Here is a 19,109-nt window from a genome sequence, read left to right as displayed (position 1 = left end):
GCATTTGTTATAGCGATTTTTTGCGGCCGGCGAGCATAAAAAAAAGCCGCATTACGCGGCTTTTGGGAGGGGTTAAGCTTGCTTCTTGCGGGCAATTTTAGTGGCCTTTTTCGCGGCCTCTTTCTTGCTGGTTCGCTTGGCCGCTTCTTTAGCTTTCACCTTGGCTTTTTTCTTGGTCGGTACACGCGCTTCTTTGTGCTTAGGACGCAGTTCCTCAATAATACGGCGCTTAAGCGGCTGCTCGATATAACGCTCAATCTTACCAACAATGCGCATATCGTGGGCTTCGGCTAATGAAATCGCCGTCCCTTTCGCGCCCGCGCGGCCAGTGCGACCAATGCGGTGGATGTAACTATCGGCAGAACGTGGCATGTCGAAGTTAATCACATGGGTGATATCGTCGATATCGATACCACGAGCGGCTACATCGGTTGCCAGTAACACATTCACTTCGCCTTTGGTAAAGCGGCTTAAGGCTTGGAAGCGTTTCTTCTGTTCCATATCGCCACGCATAAAGGCGCAGGGAATACCGGCTTTCAGCAACTGACCTTCGAGGCTAGAAACCACATCGCGAGTCTTTACGAATACGATGGCGCGTTTAACCTCTTCCTGCTTGAGCAGATGGCACAGCAGGGCAATCTTATGTTCTTTATCATCGGCAAGGTGGATCCATTGGTGGATCTTAGCCTTTTCTTTGCGCGGTGCGTCGACATCGATTTCGATAGGGTCGTTAAGCACTTCGCGGGCAAAACGGATAACGCCACTGCCTTCGAGGGTGGCCGAAAACAGCATATTTTGCTTACGACCTTGGGCTTCGAGGGCGATGGCTTTCACCACAGCGGAGAAACCCATATCGAGCATGCGGTCGGCTTCGTCGATGATCAATATGTCGACCGATTCTGCGCTGAATTTGCCTCTATCTAAATATTCCATCAGACGACCAGGAGTCGCGACCAGTATATCGATATTGTCTTTTAAGGCTTCTTCCTGCGGCGCGTAGGGCACACCACCAGTGATGATGGCGATATTCAGCCCTTGGCCTGTGGCTAAGTGGCAGGCATAACGGTGAATTTGGCTGGCTAACTCACGGGTTGGCGTCAGGATCAAAATTCGCGCATGGCCAGAATAGCGACGGGGAAAGTCGATTAAGTGTTGCAACGCAGGCAATAAGAAACTGGCGGTTTTACCTGTACCCGTCGGGGCGCGCGCCAAAATATCCCGCTGCTCGAGGGCATGTGGCAGGGTTTCTTGCTGGATGGTGGTGGGCGACAGGTGCCCCATGGCTTTAAGTGACTCTAATAAGCTAGGGTCAAGCTGAAAATCTTCAAATTGCATGCGCGGCGTCTCGACGAATAATAGCCAAGCATTATAAAGGTTATAACCGTTAACTTAAATAATTTAATCGGGAGAGGGTTTACTTTTCCGTGCTTTGGCCGATGCAGTGCGGGTCTACCTACTTTAAGCCATCGTTGATGGCGGCCGTTAGGAGTGGATTTTACCGTACTCTATTACATTTGAAGGCAGACATTTTGCAAAAGATGTATAAGATAAAGAGAACATTGTAAAAAATTGGCTGTTGTTGAGAGAGTTCGAAGGATTGATGGGATGTTAGCTGGAGCTTAACAATAAATAGTGCCTATGGTTGATGAGCGCATCCCATAGTACCCAAGCGTTAGCCCTGCTTGGATTGGCGTATTCGAATGTTGGTTACGATTAGGTTTTACGTTTCTAAAACATGGGCTTGGAACATATGGCTTTTGATTGGTTATCGCAGTTTTTTATTTCTTCCCAAGACAGCCTATTGCTGAATGTCTATTACAATCCCCTGCTAGTCACTATCTCCATTCTGATTGCGATTTTTGCCGCCTTTATGGCCTTTCAGGTCACCTCTCAAGCGGTGCAGAGTCAATCGAGAGCGCGGCAACAGATCATGTTACTGACGGGGAGCGTCGTCCTCGGCGGTGGGGTCTGGTCGATGCATTTTATCGGAATGTTGGCCTTCGATTTATGTTCGCCCGTGACCTATAACTTTGGGCTCACGGCATTATCCCTTTTGCCTAGTATTGGTGCCTCATGGGTGGCGCTGAATTTGCTCTCTAAGCCGAGTTTTCAACTTTCCCAAGTGTTAATTAGCGGCACCTTAGTGGGCGCAGGGATTGGCACTATGCACTATGTGGGGATGGCGGCCATGGAGATGGCGCCATTACTGCGTTATGACCCATGGATTTTTGCGCTGTCTATCGTGGTCGCCGTATTACTGGCCATTATTGCGCTGTGGGTTCGCACTGGGCTGAATCAGCTTATTTCCTCCAATATGAATAGCATTAGCTGTAATTTTATCGCCAGTATCGTCATGGGACTGGCGATTTCGGGCATGCATTACACTGGCATGGCGGCGGCGCGATTCGTTAAACCCGAAGGCTTGGAGCTGAGCCAGCAGACCTCGGAAATCTCGTTTTATCTGGCGCTCGGCGTCTCGGTGATCACTGTTATCATCATCTGCTTAGTGCTGATTGTGAACGTGATTTTTAAGTATAAAGACCTGTCTTTGCTCGCAAAATCAAACGAAGACCGTATGCGCGCCATGATGAATACCGCCGTCGATGGGATTATTACGATCGATGGGCAAGGCATCATAGTGAATGTGAACAAAGCGGTGACCACTATTTTAGGTTGGTCATCCGCCGAGTTACTGGGCGCGAATGTGAAGAAAATTGTGCCCGAGTCAATTCGGCCGAACCATGATGGTTATTTAGCCCAGTACGTGAAAACCCGTGAGGCGCAGATTATCGGCACGGGGCGTGAGGTCGAGGCGCAACATAAGGCGGGCCATTTAGTGCCTGTGCGCCTAAGTATTGGCCATGTGATGCAGGGCAAAGCCCATTACTTTGTCGGCTTTATTTCCGATCTCAGCCAACGTAATGAGATGGAGCAAGAGCTTAAAAACAATGAGGCCAAGTTTCGCTCGCTGATCACTAATATTCCAGGCATTGCCTATCGCTGTAAAAGCACTGAGGGCTGGCCCATGGTGTTTATCAGCGACGCAGTGCAAAATATCACTGGTTATCCCGCCGAGGATTTCGAGCTTCCCCATCCGAAACGTTTCTTCTCGGATCTCTATCATCCGGACGATATTGAAACCATTTACGCCCAAGCGCAGCCGCCGACCTTTTCGATGGAATATCGCATTATCCGCGCAGATGGCGGGGTGCGTTGGTTGTTCGAGCACGGCAATTATATCCTCGATGAAACCAGCAAAGAGGTGTGGATTGACGGCTTCCTGATGGATATCACCGAGCGTAAGGAGATGGAGCAGGACCTAGTGACGGCGAAGAATAATGCCGAGCAGGCGGCTGCGGCCCGCGCGGCCTTCTTAGCCAACATGAGCCATGAGATCCGCACGCCAATGAATGCCATCATCGGCTTTAGCGATATTCTGTTGGAGTCAGTATTAGATGTTGATCAGCAAAAACAGCTCTCCACCATCAATCGCTCCGCCAAATCCTTGTTGCATCTACTCAACGATGTGCTCGACAGCGCCAAGCTCGACAAGGGCAAACTCGAGTTAGAAAACCGCGTGTTTTGTTTAACCGATGAAATCGATACTGTGATTTCAACCCTGTGGTTGCAGGCGAAAAAACAGCGCTTATCCCTCGAGGTTAATATCGCGCCGACGATGGCGGCGAACTTTATTGGCTCGCCGGAGCGCATCCGCCAAGTGCTGATCAACTTAATTGGTAATGCGGTAAAATTTACCTGCGAAGGCAAAGTCACGGTCAACGTTTTCCCGCAGGATGAGTCTCTGGTTAGCTTCGAGATTGTCGATACCGGAATTGGTATGTCACCCGAGCAGCTAAATCGGGTCTTTGAGGCATTTGCCCAGGCCGATGTGTCCATGAGCCGAAAATACGGTGGCACAGGGCTTGGCACGACTATCAGTAAACAGTTGGTTGAGTTGATGGGCGGTAAGATTGAGGCGAAAAGTGCCCTCGGCCAAGGCAGTACATTCCGCTTTACTATTCCCTTGCAACCTAGCTTTGAGCCGCTATCGAGCCAGCACGACGATAACTGGTCATTACCGCCACTGACGATGTTAGTGGTCGATGATATTCAGCAGAATATCGATCTCCTGTCCGTATGGTTAACCCGCCAAGGGCATAAAGTGATCACCGCCCGCGATGGTGAACAGGCGCTGCTGCGGATGCAAAAAGCCGACATCGATATCACGCTGATGGATCTACAAATGCCTGTCATGGATGGTCTGACGGCGGCGAAGATGCGGCGCGAGCAAGAAGTCGCATCTCAATTACCCCGAATGCCAATTATTGCGTTAACCGCGAGCGTGCTAGAGCAAGATAAGAGCGCCGCCGAGCAAGCCGGTATGGATGGCTTTGCGAATAAGCCCATCGATTTTGCGCTGCTGACGCGGGAAATTGCCAGAGTGTTGCAGCTTAATCCGCCTCAGGCCGAATTTGTCTCTTCGCAGCCTGCTAGCACGCAATTAGTCGATGAAGCCAAGGGCGTGAAATTGTGGGGTTCTAAACCGCAATTTATCAAAGAGTTGATGAAGTTTATTGCCCAATGGCCAGAGAAAAATCAAGCGCTACAACAGGCGATAAGTGACCAAGATACTGTGACCATTAAGCTCCTAAGCCATAGTTTGAAAGGCGTCAGTGGGAATTTGGGTCTATTGCAGTGGATGGCGCACTTTGGACAGTTAGAGCAGTTGGCGCAAGCTCAGTCACCTTCGCGTGAAGCCATGGAGGCCATTGTTGCTAAGGTAAGCGACTCCCTCGTCGAGATTGGGGATTATATCGAGGGCACCACAATGCCATCGGCCAGCGTATCCGCCGTCCATGTGGGGACAAGCGATCCCGCAGAATTATTAGCGCATATTGATGCCTTGCTAGCATCGATTGCGCACCATAGTTTTGAAGAGTCTGATCTTGAGGCGCTTACCGCTCGTATTGATGAGCATCTGCGCCTTCATGTGGCCATGATTACCGAAGCCTTAGACAACTTTGATTTTGATATTGCCCATAACGAATTGACCGAGTTACGGCGTTCTATCACCGCGAATAAGGAGTAGCAATGCAGTCTACATCTGAACATAAGAAAACCTTATTGTTGGTGGATGATGAGCCCGTTAACTTACGGGTGCTCAAGCAAGTTTTACATCAGGATTACCATCTTATCTTTGCCAAAAGTGGCGAAGAAGCCCTGCGCCTCGCGCAAACTGAGCTGCCATCGCTGATCCTACTGGATATTATGATGCCCAATATGACGGGGTTAGAAGTCTGTCAGTTGCTGAAAAATATCCCAGAGACTCAGTCGATCCCTGTGATTTTTGTCACCGCTTTGAATGATGAGCACGATGAAGCGGCGGGCTTTGCCGTGGGCGGGGTGGATTATATTGTGAAGCCGATTTCGGCCACCGTAGTCAAGGCGCGGGTGAAAACCCATTTATCCTTAGTGCAGGCCGATGAATTGCGCCGCACTCGCTTGCAAGTGATCCAACGTTTAGGTCGCGCCGCCGAATATAAAGATAATGAAACCGGCACCCATGTGCTGCGCATGAGCCATTATTCTAAAATTTTGGCCTTGGCCTACGGCCTGAGTGAGGCGCAGGCGGATGATTTATTACATGCTGCGCCCATGCACGACATTGGTAAAATCGGTATTCCCGATAGCATTATGCTCAAACCGGGAAAGTTGACCGATGAAGAGTTTGCCATTATGAAAACCCATCCCCATATCGGCGCCGAGATTATCGGTGAGGCGGATTCTGAGCTGCTACGGTTAGCGAAATCCGTGTCTTTAACTCACCACGAGAAATGGAACGGCACTGGTTATCCTAATGGATTGAAAGGCGAAGCCATTCCCTTAGAAGGACGCATAGTTGCCCTCGCCGATGTGTTTGACGCCCTGACCAGTAAACGCCCCTATAAAGAGGCTTGGTCAGTTGAGAAGACCATGGACTATATCCAGGAGCAGAGCGGGGTGCATTTCGACCCTGAGTTGGTGCGCTTATTTACCGATAACTTAGATAAAGTGCTAGAGATTAAAAATAAATGGATAGATAGCTGATATTAGATTAGCGACAAAAGATAAGGCTCTTGCTGGGAGCCTTATCACTCGTTTGAATTACAGTTTTAGATAAAAATCTTTGGTCAGGGCAATCATTTGCTCGGTATAGCGGCCATCTTCTCGGCGTAGAGTGAGCTCTGTGTGCTGGCAAGGTTCATCGTGACTTTTAGTCTGCGCAGTCTTAGCCAACAGCAGTAACACGCGATTGGCGGCCTTATTCTCCACACTGCTAACCCTCACTTCCTCCGCAAGATAAAATTCAGTCTGATCTAGGCAAGCCTTAAAGCGCGTCAGGCTTTGGATGGGCAAAATAAGGCTGGCGTAACCCTCAAGCGATAGGCACTGATTTATCGCTTCGAGTAAGGGCGTAAAGCCTAAAGTGTCAGTGTGGCGCGCCATTGCCCTATGTTGCTCGTTTGCCTTGGGGCCATGCTCAAAGTAGGGCGGGTTGCAGATGATATGGTCGAAATGCCCTTGATACTCAGGTTGTTGACAAACGTGCTGAATATCGCCATGTATAAGCTGGCAGCGCTGCGCCCACGGACTTTGCGTCATATTGTATTTGCAGGCCGCTGCGGCGTTTTCTTCTAACTCGACAGCGATGATTTGCCCTTGGCTACGCTGCGCCGCCATTAAACTTAACAATCCACTTCCCGCACCAATATCGAGAATATGCTTAGCCTGCGATAGGGGAGCCCATGCGCCTAATATCACGCCGTCGGTGCTGACGGGCATGCCGCAATTAAGGTCGTCAATGTGGAATTGTTTAAAGGTAAATGCCATGGGAATTACATCATTAAGTGAATAATAAAGAGCTTGCCCATAAGGGCTGGCGTTATTTTAAAGGGCATAACGCATATTCGCTAAGATTTTTGTGCCTGATACAAATAAGTTCATTCTTCCATTTAGATCTAGTTTTTGTGTTTTTTATGCTGTTTTGAGTCGAAGTTCACTTAATTAACGGTTTAATTTATTACCCCGGTAACGCATTGTTAGCAGTTAATTAGCATTGCAGGGCTTTTTTAGGTGAAAACAATCTTGTCTGTTGTATTGGTTTTTAAATTCTGATATTAGTTTCGCCCCCATTTTTAATCAATTTTATGATTAACGGATAGGTGAACGGGTTTTTAGGTGAATAAATCGGCAGTGAAGCCAATTTTTAGTTCATTTTTGTTTATAAACTCAGCAGATATCGCACATATTTACCACGGAATTGTGTAAACATAGATTTGCACTCCGGATGGGCTTTGTTTTAGCTATGGCTAATCGACACATAATCACTTAAGTTTATTAAAAACAATAAGACAAGATGGGGCTTTCCGTGCAAGACAATCAGATGAGTATCGGGGATACATTAGGCTTAGGTTTTATGACATTCGCATTTTTTTTGGGGGCGGGTAACTTAATTTTTCCACCCTTTGCGGGCATGTTGGCCGGGGAGAATATGCCCCTTGCTATGTTAGGTTTTCTCATCACTGCCGTAGGTTTACCTTTAGTCGGGCTCATTGCTGTTGCTAAGGCTCAAGGTAAGGTTATGGCAATGCTACCAGTGTTTGCGGCAACTGCATTGGCCATCGCGATTTATATTATTATTGGACCTGCGTTTGCGGCGCCACGTACGGGCCTTGTGGCCTATGAAATCGGCGCTAAGCCCTTTATCGACAATACGAGTGCGACCATTATGCTCGGCAGTTTGTCGCTAAATCTGTCGCAACTTATCTATACCCTGTGCTTCTTTACTGTGACTATGCTGCTGGCATTGTTCCCCGGTAAATTACTCGACAGCGTCGGTAAAGTACTAACGCCTATCTTGTTGTTATTGCTGGTGGGTTTAGCCCTGTCTGTGGTGTTTTTGCCCGCTGCAGAAGTTGGCGTGGCCGTGGGTGACTACCAAAACCATCCGCTGACCAAAGGTATCCTCGAAGGCTACAACACCATGGATACCCTAGCATCTTTGATGTTTGGTATGTTGATTATCGATCTGCTGCGTAAAAAGGGGATCGACCAGCCTAGCGCGCAAACTAAATACTTGATCCGCGCAGCCTTTATTGCGGCGGCAGGTCTGGCTTTTGTTTATGTATCTCTGTTCTTTTTAGGTGCGACGGCGGGTGATATTGCCGTAGGCGCTAAAAACGGTGGCGAGATTTTAACTAACTATGTGACTCGTGAGTTTGGCAGTTTAGGCACAGTATTACTGTCGACCGTTGTGACCTTAGCCTGTTTAACCACGGCGGTCGGTTTAGTGAGTGCCTGCTCTGAGTTTTTCAATGAGCTGATGCCAAAGCTGTCTTACCGTTTCTTAGTGGTTCTGCTGAGTGCCATCTGTGCCTTGATCGCAAACGTGGGCCTGTCTCAGTTAATTGCTATCAGTATTCCAGTGTTAATGGCGGTTTACCCTGTGGCGATTGCCTTAGTGGCGGTGACCTTCTTGACCGAACACTTCCCGCGTCCACAGTTTGCACACCGTGCAGCACTGTCTGTAGCGCTGCTGTTTGGTATTTTCGATGGGATGAAAGTCGCGGCAAAAGGCCTCACTGGTGAAGACGGTAAAGGCATTACCGAAGCGGCGCAGAGCTTTATCGATCTCGTTAGCGGTATGTCTCCTACACTGTCTATCCTGCCACTGTACGAAGAAGGCATGGCGTGGTTACTGCCCACCTTAGTCGTGATCGTGCTGTGTTTATTGTTTGGTCGCGGCGGTGCGAAAGCGGTCAGCGCGGCATAAACAAGACGCTGCCACAAGCAGAACAATTGAGTTAATATCAACGGCGTATCCTTAGAATACGCCGTTTTTTTATGGAGTTTTTGTGGCTAAAACCTATCAGTGCGATCCGCTTATCGATGCCTTTCTCGATGATCTTTGGTCCAGTAAGGGCTTAAGTGATAACACCTTGAGTGCCTATCGCACCGATTTACGCCATTTTGACCGCTATCAACAGAGCCAAGGCCTGCGGTTAATCGAGGTGGGGCAAGCCGATGTGCGCGCCTATTTAGCCTACCGAGTCGAACAACAATTTGCCCGCACCAGTAGCGCACGTCTACTTAGCAGTTTACGGCGTTTTTACACTTATTTATTGCAGACCAAACAGATTGCTGGCGATCCTATGGCGCTGATTGAATCGCCCAAATTGAGTCGGCAATTGCCAGATTCTTTAAGTGAGTCACAGGTCGATAGATTGCTGGCCGAGCCCAATGTGGACGACCCCGTCGAGTGCCGTGATAAAGCCATGCTTGAACTCTTATACGCCACAGGATTGCGGGTGAGTGAGTTGGTGGGGCTTACCCTGGAGCAGATGAGTTTGCGCCAAGGTTTAGTGCGGATTGTGGGTAAGGGCGGTAAAGAGCGGTTAGTGCCCATGGGCGAGCTGGCCATTACCGAGATTGAGCGTTACTTAAGCTTTGCGCGCCACGAACTCTTGGGCAATATCCAGTCCGATGTGGTATTTCCTTCGAAGCGGGCACAGATGATGACAAGGCAAACCTTTTGGCATCGGATCAAGCTCTACGCGAGCCGCGCCGGCATCGAAACTGAACTCTCGCCCCATACGCTGCGCCATGCCTTTGCCACCCACTTACTTAACCATGGCGCCGACCTTAGGGTGGTGCAATTACTCTTAGGTCACAGTGATTTATCGACGACTCAAATTTATACCCATGTGGCGCGAGCGAGATTACAAGAGTTGCACCAACAGCATCATCCTCGCGGTTAAGTTGTATCCTTCACAAAACCGCGAATGGTTGAATTTAGTTACAGTATAAATTTGCATTCTATCTAGCTTGTCTGTAACTTTTTGCCCCCATACAGGGTCTAATAAGATGACCCATATGTCGCAGTAGCGATTTACTTAATAGGAAGTCCCATGAAGTTGACCCGAGCATTATCTTTAGTTTTCGCGCTTGTTGTTGCGCCTCTGGCCAGCGCCGCTACGGCGACCACTCCCGACACAGCTGCGATTAAGCAAAAACTCAGCGAGATGTTAGACGTTGAAGTGATTTCAATGCAGGATTCACCGATCGAAGGTTTATATCAAGCCATGACCAACCGTGGCGTGCTCTATATCAGCCGCGATGGTTCAAAACTGTTCCACGGTAATTTATACGATATTGATAAGGGCATGAAAAACCTGACGGAAGCGGCGCTTGCAGGACCTCGTCTGGCGATGATGAAGCCGCTTGAAGATCATATGCTGGTATATAAAGCCAAGGATGAAAAACACGTTGTGACTGTGTTTACCGATGTGAGCTGTGGTTACTGCCGTAAGTTACATAGCCAAATGGCCGATTACAACAAGCTTGGCATTACCGTGCGTTACTTAGCCTTCCCACGTGCTGGCGTACCATCTGCCAATGCCGATGAAATGCAGGCTATTTGGTGTGCTAAGGATCCATTAAAGGCCATGACAGAAGCTAAGGCGGGCAAAAAAGTGTCTGCCGCGACCTGTGATGCCAAGATTGCCGAGCAGTACGAGCTAGGTACCAGCTTTGGCGTTAACGGCACGCCTGCAATCGTATTGGAAGACGGTAATATGATCCCAGGATATCAACCACCTGCCGATCTATTGCGTACTTTAGAAGCTCGCAAATAATCCATTTCGGATAAATTTATCCCATTAAAGGTGAGCTTAAGGCTCACCTTTTTGTTATCTTAGCCCCATGATTGCTTAAGAGTTTGCTCCCTTGATCCATAAGATAGTCCGTCGTCCAACCGTTGATGATAGCCATTTACCCGCTCACCTTCCGCCGTTATTAAGACAGCTTTACGCCCGCCGTGGTGTTATGCCCAACGAATGCGAACTGGTGCTCAAAGGCCTGTTAAGACCCGATACAATGAAGGGCTTGGAGCCGGCCGCTAAGTTGATTGCCGATGCGATGCAGCAGGATAAGTCGATACTGATCGTCGGCGATTTCGATGCCGACGGCGCTACCTCGACCAGTGTGTGTTTGCTAGCGCTGCGGATGATGGGCGCGAGTAAGGTCGATTATCTGATCCCCAATCGTTTCGATTACGGTTATGGCCTAAGCCCTGAGATTGTCGCCGTGGCGGCATCCAAACAGGCAGAATTACTTATCACTGTTGATAACGGTATTTCTTCGATTGAGGGGGTTGCCGCCGCCAAAGCCTTTGGCATGCAGGTGGTGATCACCGACCATCACTTACCCGGCCATGAGTTACCGGCGGCCGATGCCATAGTGAATCCCAACCAGCCCGGTTGTCAGTTTGCCAGTAAATCCATTGCTGGCGTCGGGGTTGCCTTTTATCTGATGACGGCGCTTAGGGCAGAGCTGCGCGCTCGTCATTGGTATCAAGCCCGCGGCATTGCCGAGCCCAACCTCGGTACTCTGCTGGATATTGTTGCCCTTGGCACTGTGGCCGACGTGGTGTCGCTCGATGCCAACAATCGTATTCTGGTCGAGGCGGGATTGCAGCGGGTACGCAGTGGTCGATGCCGCGTAGGCATTACCGCCTTACTCGAAGTGGCCAAACGTAATCCAGCTCGCATTGTTGCCTCGGACTTTGGCTTTGCCGTAGGGCCTCGGCTCAATGCCGCCGGCCGGCTGGATGAAATGGCGCTTGGGGTCGAAACCTTGCTGTGCGAAGACATCATGTATGCAAGGCGGATGGCGGCAGAACTCGATAGCCTCAACCAAGAGCGACGTGAGCTTGAGGTCGGGATGCAGCAAGAGGCGCTGAAAAGCCTTGAATATCTAAAGCTTAATGAAGAGCAACTCCCGTGGGGCATTGCCCTCTTTCAAGAGGATTGGCACCAAGGGGTTATCGGTATTCTTGCTTCGCGGATTAAAGATAAATACCACAGACCCGTTATCGCCTTTGCCGACGCGGGTAATGGTGAGATTAAAGGCTCGGCGCGTTCTATCAAAGGCTTGCATATGCGCGATCTGCTGGAGTTGGTTAACTCCCGCCATCCTGGGCTTATCAGCAAATTTGGCGGTCATGCGATGGCGGCTGGCTTGACCTTAAAATCTGGCGGCTTTGCAACCTTTGCCAAAGCCTATGATGATGCGGTGCGTGAACTGTTAAAGCCTGAGCAGCTCACGGGTGAGCTTTGGTCCGATGGTGAATTAACACCGACGGAACTTACCCTCGAAATCGCCCAGTTGCTGCGTAATGCGGGACCTTGGGGTCAGTCCTTCGAGGAGCCATTATTCGATGGTTATTTTAAGATTATCCAGCAGCGGATTGTGGGGGAGCGCCACCTTAAATTAGTGCTTGAAACCCCATGCAGTACCGTGATGTTAGATGCGATTGCCTTTAATGTGGATTTACACACTTGGCCCGATGCGACGATTCAACATGCGCGCATCGTTTATAAGCTGGATGTAAATGAATATCGCGGTAATTTCACCCTGCAGTTGATGGTCGAGCAAATCGAGCCAATGTAGTCAGTGATTGCGGGGAAGTAAGATGAAAAGGAGTTCAGTTGAAGCCGTTATCGGATAAAAAAATTCGTCAGTTACTCAAGCGTTTCGCTTGGATATATGCGGCGTTTCTGAGTATTCCCTTTCTGTCAGCACTTTTGACGACCAAGGAACAGGGCCAAATGCTGATTATTGGCATTTGGCCTGCCGCTTCACTGCTTTACTTTTTGGCTTATCGTCATCTCGCCCATTTATTTAAATATGAAATGAATCGCCACTTGGCATTTACTAACCATGGCGGTGGCACTCTGGCGGGGGCCTTGTATTCATTAGCTAAATTAGTGTTATTTGCCATGGCTTTCATGTTATTGGTAAGCGTCAACAACAGCTAAATCGAGGCGAGTGATGGAATATCGAGTCAGCACAGCGCAAACGGAAATGGATTTTGAGCTTATCCATGGTTTTATTGCCAACAGTTATTGGGCGCAGGGGATGCCGCCAGAACTCTTGCGAAAGGCGCTTGGCAACAGTTTATGTTTTGGGGTGTTTGATCAGGATAATCAGCAGCTTGCCTTTGCGCGACTGATTACCGATAAAGCCACCTTTGCCTACCTTGCCGATGTGTTTGTCCTCGAATCTCACCGCGGCTTAGGTTTAAGTAAGATGATGATGGCAGCAATTATGGAACATCCTGATCTGCAAGGATTAAGACGCATAATGCTCGCCACCCGCGATGCCCATGGACTCTATGCGCAATTTGGTTTCAAAGCGGTCGATACACCAGAAACCTTAATGCAAATTCGACTTGAGAATGCTTACCTGTAGAACCGGATTGTTAGCACTAAAACAAAAAGCCAGCATAAGCTGGCTTTTTAGTTAAGGGATTAATCGTTAACGATTAAGCCGCTTTAGTCGCTGTGGTTTCGGTACTGTCATCGCTATGGCGGATTAAGTAATCAAACGCACCCAGTGAGGCATTGGCACCGCTACCCATGGCGATGATGATTTGCTTGTAAGGTGAGTTAGTCACGTCACCTGCGGCAAATACGCCAGGTACTGAGGTTTGGCCGCGCTCATCGACGATGACTTCGCCGCGAGGAGTCAAATCCACAGTGCCTTTTAACCATTCGGCATTGGGCACTAAACCGATTTGGACGAAGATACCAGCCAGCGCGATATGATGGCTTTCACCCGTTGCACGGTCGGTGTAGTTCAGGCCGTTAACACGGGTACCGTCACCTGTTACTTCAGTGGTCATCGCTTGGGTTATGATTTTTATGTTACCCATAGAAGCCGCTTTACGTTGCAGCACATCATCGGCGCGCAGTTTGCTATCGAACTCGAGTACTGTGACATGCTCAACGATGTTGGCTAAGTCGATGGCTGCTTCGATACCTGAGTTACCGCCACCGATCACTGCAACACGTTTGCTTTTAAATAATGGGCCGTCACAGTGTGGGCAGTAGGCTACGCCTTTACCGCGGTATTCTTTCTCGCCGGGGACATTCATTTCGCGCCAGCGGGCACCGGTTGCCAGTAGTATGGTACGGCTGCGCAGTTTAGCGCCGCTTGCCAGTTCGAGTTCGAATAAACCATCGCTCGCCAGTTTAACGGCTTTTTGGTTATCCATGATATCGACTTCATAGTCACGCACATGGGCTTCAAGGTTAGCCACCAGTTTTGGACCTTCAGTCGCTTTAACCGAAATAAAGTTTTCGATGCCAACGGTTTCGGCGACTTGGCCACCGAATTTATCGGCCACCACACCGGTACGCAGACCTTTACGGGAAGCGTAAATCGCTGCCGCAGCACCAGCGGGGCCACCACCGACGACTAAGACTTCGTATGGGGCTTTTTGGCTGAGTTCTTCCGCTTTGCGGCTGGCTGCGCCAGTATCGAGTTTATTTAAGATCTCACCAATACTGATGCGACCCGCGGCAAACACTTCACCGTTCAAGTACACAGAGGGTACGGCCATGATATTGCGGCTGGCAACTTCATCCTGGAACAGGGCTCCGTCGATCATCACGTTGGTGATGTTCGGGTTGATCGCGGCCATCATATTCAGCGCCTGAATCACATCAGGGCAGTTTTGGCAGGTGAGTGACACATAGGTTTCAAACTCATATTTGCCAGGCAGATTACGGATCTGCTCAATAATTTCGTCGCTGAGTTTGATGGGGTGTCCACCCGTGTGCAGCAGGGCTAACACGAGTGAGGTAAATTCGTGACCCATAGGCAGACCAGCAAAGCTAATCTGAGTATTGAGTTCTGGGTTAACCACTGTCATCGCTGGCGTGCGGGGGCCTTGAGCTTCTTTGAGGCTCACTAATGTTGAAAGGCTAACGATGTCATTGGCTAAGCTTTTTAATTCTTGAGACTTTCTGCTTTCATCTGCTGACACGACAAGTTCAACTGGTCTCTTGAGGTTTTGCAGATAGGTTTGCAGTTGATTTTTTAAATTCGCATCTAACATGATGACTCCAAAATCAGTATAAAAAATTGAAAAGAGAGAAAAACGCGAGGGTGCCAACCTAGAACCTTGCAGGGGGCGGTTATCTCTTCCTATTTGGCACCGCAATGGCGTTGGCTGCATCACTTACCCCAATCACTTAGAGACTAAGCTCATGGGGATTCGTGCAATTGCCACCTTACTGCGGTACCAACTAGCTTGAGATGCTAGGTTGGCGGGGTTGACTCTTGTTAGGCTAGATTAGATTTTGCCTACTAGGTCTAAAGATGGTGCTAAGGTTTCGTCACCTGGTTGCCATTTAGCTGGGCAAACTTCGCCATCGTGAGTGGCAACGTATTGAGCCGCTTGGATCTTACGAACCAGCTCTTGAGCGCTACGGCCGATACCTAAGTCATGGATTTCAGCAACTTTCACTTGGCCTTCTGGGTTGATAACGAAAGTACCACGCAGTGCTAAACCTTCTTCTTCGATCATCACACCGAAGTTACGGCTGATCACGCCAGTTGGGTCAGCCAGCATTGGGAAGTTGATCTTCTTGATGGTGTCAGAAGTATCGTGCCATGCCTTGTGAGTGAAGTGAGTGTCAGTCGATACTGAGTAAACTTCAACGCCCATAGATTGTAACTTAGCGTAGTGATCCGCCATGTCACCTAATTCAGTTGGGCAAACGAAAGTGAAGTCTGCTGGATAGAAGAATACAACTGACCATTTACCTAACAGATCTTGTTCAGTTACAGGTACGAACTCACCATTGTGGTAAGCAGTGGCTTTGAATGGTTTGATTGTGCTGTTGATAATTGACTGAGTCATTTTATGCTTCCATTTAGTTGATTATGGTGAATTAAGTACGAGGCACTTAACTTGTGTCCCGTTGATGTGAAGCATATTACCCAGCCCAGAATCATAAATATAACGCATAAAAACTATTATCCTAATCGGTTTTATCGAATTTGGCGGGATTGAGATGGGGGATTAATCGATTTTTCAGTACTGGCGCGCCCTAGCGGCTAATTGATTGTTTACTTTAATGAAGTGGCACAAGTGTAGGGCAATAAAAAAGGGATATCGACGATATCCCTTAATCTAGCTTCTCAAACCAACCACAGACTCGGCTTGAGTGGGTTTGGATGAAGTTAACTCACAATATAGCGTTAGTTTTGCGCTTTAGGCTGAGTTAACCAAGTGCTGAGCAGGCGCACGCCATAGCCAGTGGCGCCGGCTGGCACGACGGCTGTATCGGTGGCGGTTAAGGCGTTGCCAGCGATATCGAGGTGAGCCCAAGGTTGCTCACCCGCAAAGCGTTTGAGGAACATGGCGGCAGACGATGCCCCCGCGCTGCCTTCTTTACCGGTATTCTTTAAATCGGCGATGGTGGATTTCAGCTCATCGTCGTAGGCTTGATCTAACGGCAAGCGCCAGACTTTTTCACCCACCTGTTGACCCGCAAAGGTGAGCTGCTGCACCAGCGGCTCAGAATCGGTAAACAATCCCGCATAAACGCTACCCAGCGCGCCCACTTTCGAGCCAGTGAGGGTCGCCACATCGACGATAATCGAAGGGCGGTAATTCTCACGGGCATACCAGAGGCCATCGGCTAATACTAAACGGCCTTCGGCATCGGTGTTGAGCACTTCAACCGTGAGGCCTTGGGCAGTTTTAATCACATCGCCTGGGATCATCGCATGTCCCGACACCATGTTTTCCGCCATCGGCATAATCGCGACTAGGTTTACCGGCGCCTTTTGAATGGCCATGGCTTTGACTGTGCCGAGCACGGTCGCCGCGCCCGCCATATCGGACTTCATCCGCGCGATAGAGGTGCCTGTGGCCTTGATATTGTAGCCGCCAGAGTCGAAGGTAATGCCTTTACCCACCAGAGCAATCGGCGCTTCTTTGCTGCCGGGCCAGTGGGCGACAACTAACTTAGGTGGACGCTCGCTGCCTTTACCCACAGCGGCTAAGGCGCCGAGGTTTAAGCGTTCAATGTCTTTGGCTTCAAGTACTGTGACTTTTACGCCGAGGGACTTAAGTTTACGAGCCTCGTTAGCAAAGCTTTCGGGATACATGATTCCCGCTGGTGCATTGGTGAGATCCCGCGCTAAAAACACACCCGCTTCGATAGCTTGCAGATTCTTATGGTGTTTTTGGTTTTGGCTTAAGTCATCAACCCCGATTTGATAGTTCTTCTCGGCGCGATTGCTGGCTTTAAATTGAGTGTAGCGGTAGCTGCGCAGTTCAATGCCGTGGGCCAGTTCTGAGCCAAACAGCGGCGCGTTACTTAAGCCTTGGGTCAGCACACGCACAGTCGCTTGAGGCACTGTTTCAAGCTTGGCGGCAATATTGCCACCTAAGGTATTGATCTCACCGGGTGTTAGGGTTTTAGCATCGCCAATCCCAACCAGTAATACTCGCTTAGCGTCTATTTCGCTCGGGACTAGGATTTCGAGGATTTCACCGCGTTTACCCGCAAAACTGTTGTCGGCGACCGCAAGGTTGAGTTGGTCTTGGGTCGATTGGGGTAAAAAATCGAGACTATAGGTTGTCGAATCAGCGCTTTGGAACAGCACTAATGTGTCGGAATTGAGTGAGTTACGAGTGTCAAAACTAAAGGTTTCGGCGTTAGCATTGAGAGAGTTAAGGCACGCCAGCGCCATAACGCTTAACAACAATTTATTCTTATTTTTCATGGTGACAGCTCATATCAATAGAGAGTGTGAAGCATAGCAAAGCTGAGTCTTAGGGTTAACTAATTTAAGCCATTTGACTGAGATTAATCTTAAATCCAAGGGCCAAAACGAGTCAGTGAGCGTTCAAGGGCAAAATCCAGCTGTTGTGACAGGGTTTGCGCCTGACTTTTCAGCGCCGACGCGCCCAAAGATTGTGGTGTTTGACTGGCAAAAATCACCCAATTGCCCCCGCTGGTGAGGCAGGCATGCACGTGGGCAAAATGGTGCTGCAGATCGGCGAGTAACTCGCGATTTTGGCTGTGCTCCTTCCAGCAATTCAACACTAAATAACCATTGGGTTTAATTAGCTGTGTGCACTGCTGAAGAAAAGTGGGCGCGAGCTGCCCTGTGTCGACCCCTTTGGCGCTGTAGATATCGGCGAAAATCACATCGACCTTTTTATGCTCGGCCGATGCCATAAAGGCGACGGCATCTTCGTTGATGAGATTAAGCTTTTTGCCAATCGGTAATTGGAAATAACGCTTGGCAAGTTCAATCACCGCCGGGCGAAGTTCAACCGCTGTAAGCTTGATTGCGGCATCGAAGCGGCGCAGGGCATGAATGAGGGCGCCGCCGCCAAGGCCGAGTACGATGGCGCTTTTGGGTTGGCAAAACAACAACACCAGTAACATGCCTTGCACATAGGTATGTTGTGGGATGTGCGGGGCGGTTTTAAGAATCTTGCTCTGCTCATCATTGTCGCCAAAGGACAGCACGCGGGTATCACCATAGTCGAGCACGCGGATCGGCCCTAGGGCATCTTGGGTTTCGTGTAGCAAAGTGGCGTCGGCCATAGTACTTATTACTCTATTTGCGTTGGGCTGATTTGGGACTCTATAACTGCTGGTGCAAAAAAGTTAGAATTCAGCTGGTTTCGTTTTTTAAGTGGCTATTATGACAAATCAAATCCTGCTTGCCTGTATTTATCTTGCGGTGTTTCTCTTTTTGCAGCGTGCCTTAACTCAATGGGTGAAAAAACTCTCATTGATGAAGCAGGTGAGTGCCGCCCGTACCAGTCTTGTCACTCGGTTTATTTCCTATGTGATGTTTTTTATCACTCTGTCTTTGATGGCGGTATCCCTTGGCTTGGGTTATCAGGACGTGTCGCTTTTCGTCTCCTCCGCGTTTGCGGTGATGGGCGTCGCCTTAGTCGCTCAGTGGTCGATACTGAGTAATTTAACCGCTGGTGTGCTGATTTTCTTTGTGTTCCCGTATCGAATTGGTGAACGTATTCGGGTGGTGGATAAGGATGAAGATATCAGCGGAGTGATTATTGAAATCGCGCTATTTCATGTACTTATTCTTAGGGATAATGGCGATACCATCACTTATCCCAACAATTTGATGTTGCAAAAGGCGGTGTTAAAGCTGGCGGATCAAGCGCCGCTCCACGAGCGCCAAGCGTTGCTGGATGGCAAAAAGAAACTCGACCTCGAGTAACTATT

Annotated in this window: 15 protein-coding genes; 9 read left to right on the top strand and 6 right to left on the bottom strand. The window is 49.2% G+C overall.

What is annotated here, in order from left to right; all coding sequences use genetic code 11:
• Positions 1–72: 72 nt before the first annotated feature.
• On the bottom strand, positions 73–1,335 hold the full coding sequence (gene srmB / locus M0415_RS13150; protein ID WP_249556149.1) for an ATP-dependent RNA helicase SrmB: 1,263 nt from the start codon (positions 1,333–1,335) through the stop codon (positions 73–75).
• Positions 1,336–1,735: 400 nt separating this feature from the next.
• Here srmB and M0415_RS13145 point away from each other — a divergent pair, with 400 nt between their 5' ends.
• Both M0415_RS13145 and M0415_RS13140 read left to right on the top strand, forming a co-directional pair.
• The gene (locus tag M0415_RS13145; RefSeq protein WP_249556148.1) at positions 1,736–5,089 is read left to right on the top strand and encodes an MHYT domain-containing protein; all 3,354 of its coding nucleotides are present in this window, start codon (positions 1,736–1,738) and stop codon (positions 5,087–5,089) included.
• Between the two features lie 2 nt (positions 5,090–5,091).
• Positions 5,092–6,087, top strand: a complete 996-nt coding sequence (locus M0415_RS13140; RefSeq protein WP_088210273.1) for a response regulator — start codon at positions 5,092–5,094, stop codon at positions 6,085–6,087.
• 57 nt (positions 6,088–6,144) lie between these two features.
• Here the strand turns inward: M0415_RS13140 and M0415_RS13135 are convergent, their stop codons facing one another.
• Positions 6,145–6,870, bottom strand: coding sequence for a tRNA1(Val) (adenine(37)-N6)-methyltransferase (locus M0415_RS13135; RefSeq protein WP_249556147.1), 726 nt, complete (start codon positions 6,868–6,870; stop codon positions 6,145–6,147).
• 526 nt (positions 6,871–7,396) lie between these two features.
• Between M0415_RS13135 and brnQ the strand changes: the two genes are divergently transcribed.
• The 6 genes from brnQ to M0415_RS13105 all read left to right on the top strand — a co-directional run bounded on the left by brnQ (position 7,397) and on the right by M0415_RS13105 (position 13,290).
• Positions 7,397–8,812: a branched-chain amino acid transport system II carrier protein gene (brnQ, locus tag M0415_RS13130; protein ID WP_055647416.1), complete on the top strand. Its 1,416-nt coding sequence runs from the start codon at positions 7,397–7,399 to the stop codon at positions 8,810–8,812.
• Between the two features lie 82 nt (positions 8,813–8,894).
• Entirely contained in the window at positions 8,895–9,797 is a 903-nt protein-coding gene (gene xerD, locus M0415_RS13125) for a site-specific tyrosine recombinase XerD (RefSeq protein WP_249556146.1), read from the top strand.
• A 150-nt stretch (positions 9,798–9,947) separates the two neighbouring features.
• Complete coding sequence (gene dsbC / locus M0415_RS13120; RefSeq protein WP_011621591.1) at positions 9,948–10,673, top strand: bifunctional protein-disulfide isomerase/oxidoreductase DsbC; 726 nt, start codon at positions 9,948–9,950, stop codon at positions 10,671–10,673.
• A gap of 91 nt (positions 10,674–10,764) precedes the next feature.
• Positions 10,765–12,489: a single-stranded-DNA-specific exonuclease RecJ gene (gene recJ / locus M0415_RS13115; protein WP_249556145.1), complete on the top strand. Its 1,725-nt coding sequence runs from the start codon at positions 10,765–10,767 to the stop codon at positions 12,487–12,489.
• Between the two features lie 38 nt (positions 12,490–12,527).
• On the top strand, positions 12,528–12,857 hold the full coding sequence (locus M0415_RS13110) for a hypothetical protein (protein ID WP_249556144.1): 330 nt from the start codon (positions 12,528–12,530) through the stop codon (positions 12,855–12,857).
• Between the two features lie 13 nt (positions 12,858–12,870).
• The gene (locus M0415_RS13105; protein WP_089067075.1) at positions 12,871–13,290 is read left to right on the top strand and encodes a GNAT family N-acetyltransferase; all 420 of its coding nucleotides are present in this window, start codon (positions 12,871–12,873) and stop codon (positions 13,288–13,290) included.
• Between the two features lie 73 nt (positions 13,291–13,363).
• On the opposite strand, the gene ahpF is transcribed toward M0415_RS13105, so the two are convergent.
• From ahpF to M0415_RS13085, 4 genes are all read right to left on the bottom strand, one after another.
• Positions 13,364–14,941 (bottom strand): alkyl hydroperoxide reductase subunit F, encoded by a 1,578-nt coding sequence (gene ahpF, locus M0415_RS13100; protein WP_249556143.1) that lies wholly within the window; start codon positions 14,939–14,941, stop codon positions 13,364–13,366.
• Positions 14,942–15,178: 237 nt separating this feature from the next.
• Positions 15,179–15,748 (bottom strand): alkyl hydroperoxide reductase subunit C, encoded by a 570-nt coding sequence (gene ahpC / locus M0415_RS13095; protein ID WP_011621596.1) that lies wholly within the window; start codon positions 15,746–15,748, stop codon positions 15,179–15,181.
• Positions 15,749–16,089: 341 nt separating this feature from the next.
• Positions 16,090–17,625: a leucyl aminopeptidase gene (locus M0415_RS13090; RefSeq protein WP_249556142.1), complete on the bottom strand. Its 1,536-nt coding sequence runs from the start codon at positions 17,623–17,625 to the stop codon at positions 16,090–16,092.
• An 89-nt stretch (positions 17,626–17,714) separates the two neighbouring features.
• Positions 17,715–18,458, bottom strand: coding sequence for a spermidine synthase (locus tag M0415_RS13085; protein ID WP_249556141.1), 744 nt, complete (start codon positions 18,456–18,458; stop codon positions 17,715–17,717).
• 100 nt (positions 18,459–18,558) lie between these two features.
• On the opposite strand from M0415_RS13085, the gene M0415_RS13080 reads away from it, so the two are divergent.
• Positions 18,559–19,104 (top strand): mechanosensitive ion channel family protein, encoded by a 546-nt coding sequence (locus M0415_RS13080; protein WP_249556140.1) that lies wholly within the window; start codon positions 18,559–18,561, stop codon positions 19,102–19,104.
• Positions 19,105–19,109 lie beyond the last annotated feature (5 nt).

It is taken from the genome of Shewanella sp. 10B, from assembly GCF_023475885.1.
GTDB classification, from domain to species: domain Bacteria; phylum Pseudomonadota; class Gammaproteobacteria; order Enterobacterales; family Shewanellaceae; genus Shewanella; species Shewanella mangrovisoli.
The sequence above is the reverse complement of the archived record's forward strand: the minus strand, read 5'-3'. Positions and strand labels throughout refer to the sequence as shown.

Excerpts from the sequence above, each read along its gene's own strand:
- srmB (WP_249556149.1), bottom strand. The coding sequence starts at position 1,335 with ATGCAATTTGAAGATTTTCAGCTTGACCCTAGCTTATTAGAGTCACTT.
- M0415_RS13145 (WP_249556148.1), top strand. The coding sequence starts at position 1,736 with ATGGGCTTGGAACATATGGCTTTTGATTGGTTATCGCAGTTTTTTATT.
- M0415_RS13140 (WP_088210273.1), top strand. The coding sequence starts at position 5,092 with ATGCAGTCTACATCTGAACATAAGAAAACCTTATTGTTGGTGGATGAT.
- M0415_RS13135 (WP_249556147.1), bottom strand. The coding sequence starts at position 6,870 with ATGGCATTTACCTTTAAACAATTCCACATTGACGACCTTAATTGCGGC.
- brnQ (WP_055647416.1), top strand. The coding sequence starts at position 7,397 with ATGGGGCTTTCCGTGCAAGACAATCAGATGAGTATCGGGGATACATTA.
- dsbC (WP_011621591.1), top strand. The coding sequence starts at position 9,948 with ATGAAGTTGACCCGAGCATTATCTTTAGTTTTCGCGCTTGTTGTTGCG.
- M0415_RS13105 (WP_089067075.1), top strand. The coding sequence starts at position 12,871 with ATGGAATATCGAGTCAGCACAGCGCAAACGGAAATGGATTTTGAGCTT.
- ahpF (WP_249556143.1), bottom strand. The coding sequence starts at position 14,941 with ATGTTAGATGCGAATTTAAAAAATCAACTGCAAACCTATCTGCAAAAC.
- ahpC (WP_011621596.1), bottom strand. The coding sequence starts at position 15,748 with ATGACTCAGTCAATTATCAACAGCACAATCAAACCATTCAAAGCCACT.
- M0415_RS13090 (WP_249556142.1), bottom strand. The coding sequence starts at position 17,625 with ATGAAAAATAAGAATAAATTGTTGTTAAGCGTTATGGCGCTGGCGTGC.
- M0415_RS13085 (WP_249556141.1), bottom strand. The coding sequence starts at position 18,458 with ATGGCCGACGCCACTTTGCTACACGAAACCCAAGATGCCCTAGGGCCG.
- M0415_RS13080 (WP_249556140.1), top strand. The coding sequence starts at position 18,559 with ATGACAAATCAAATCCTGCTTGCCTGTATTTATCTTGCGGTGTTTCTC.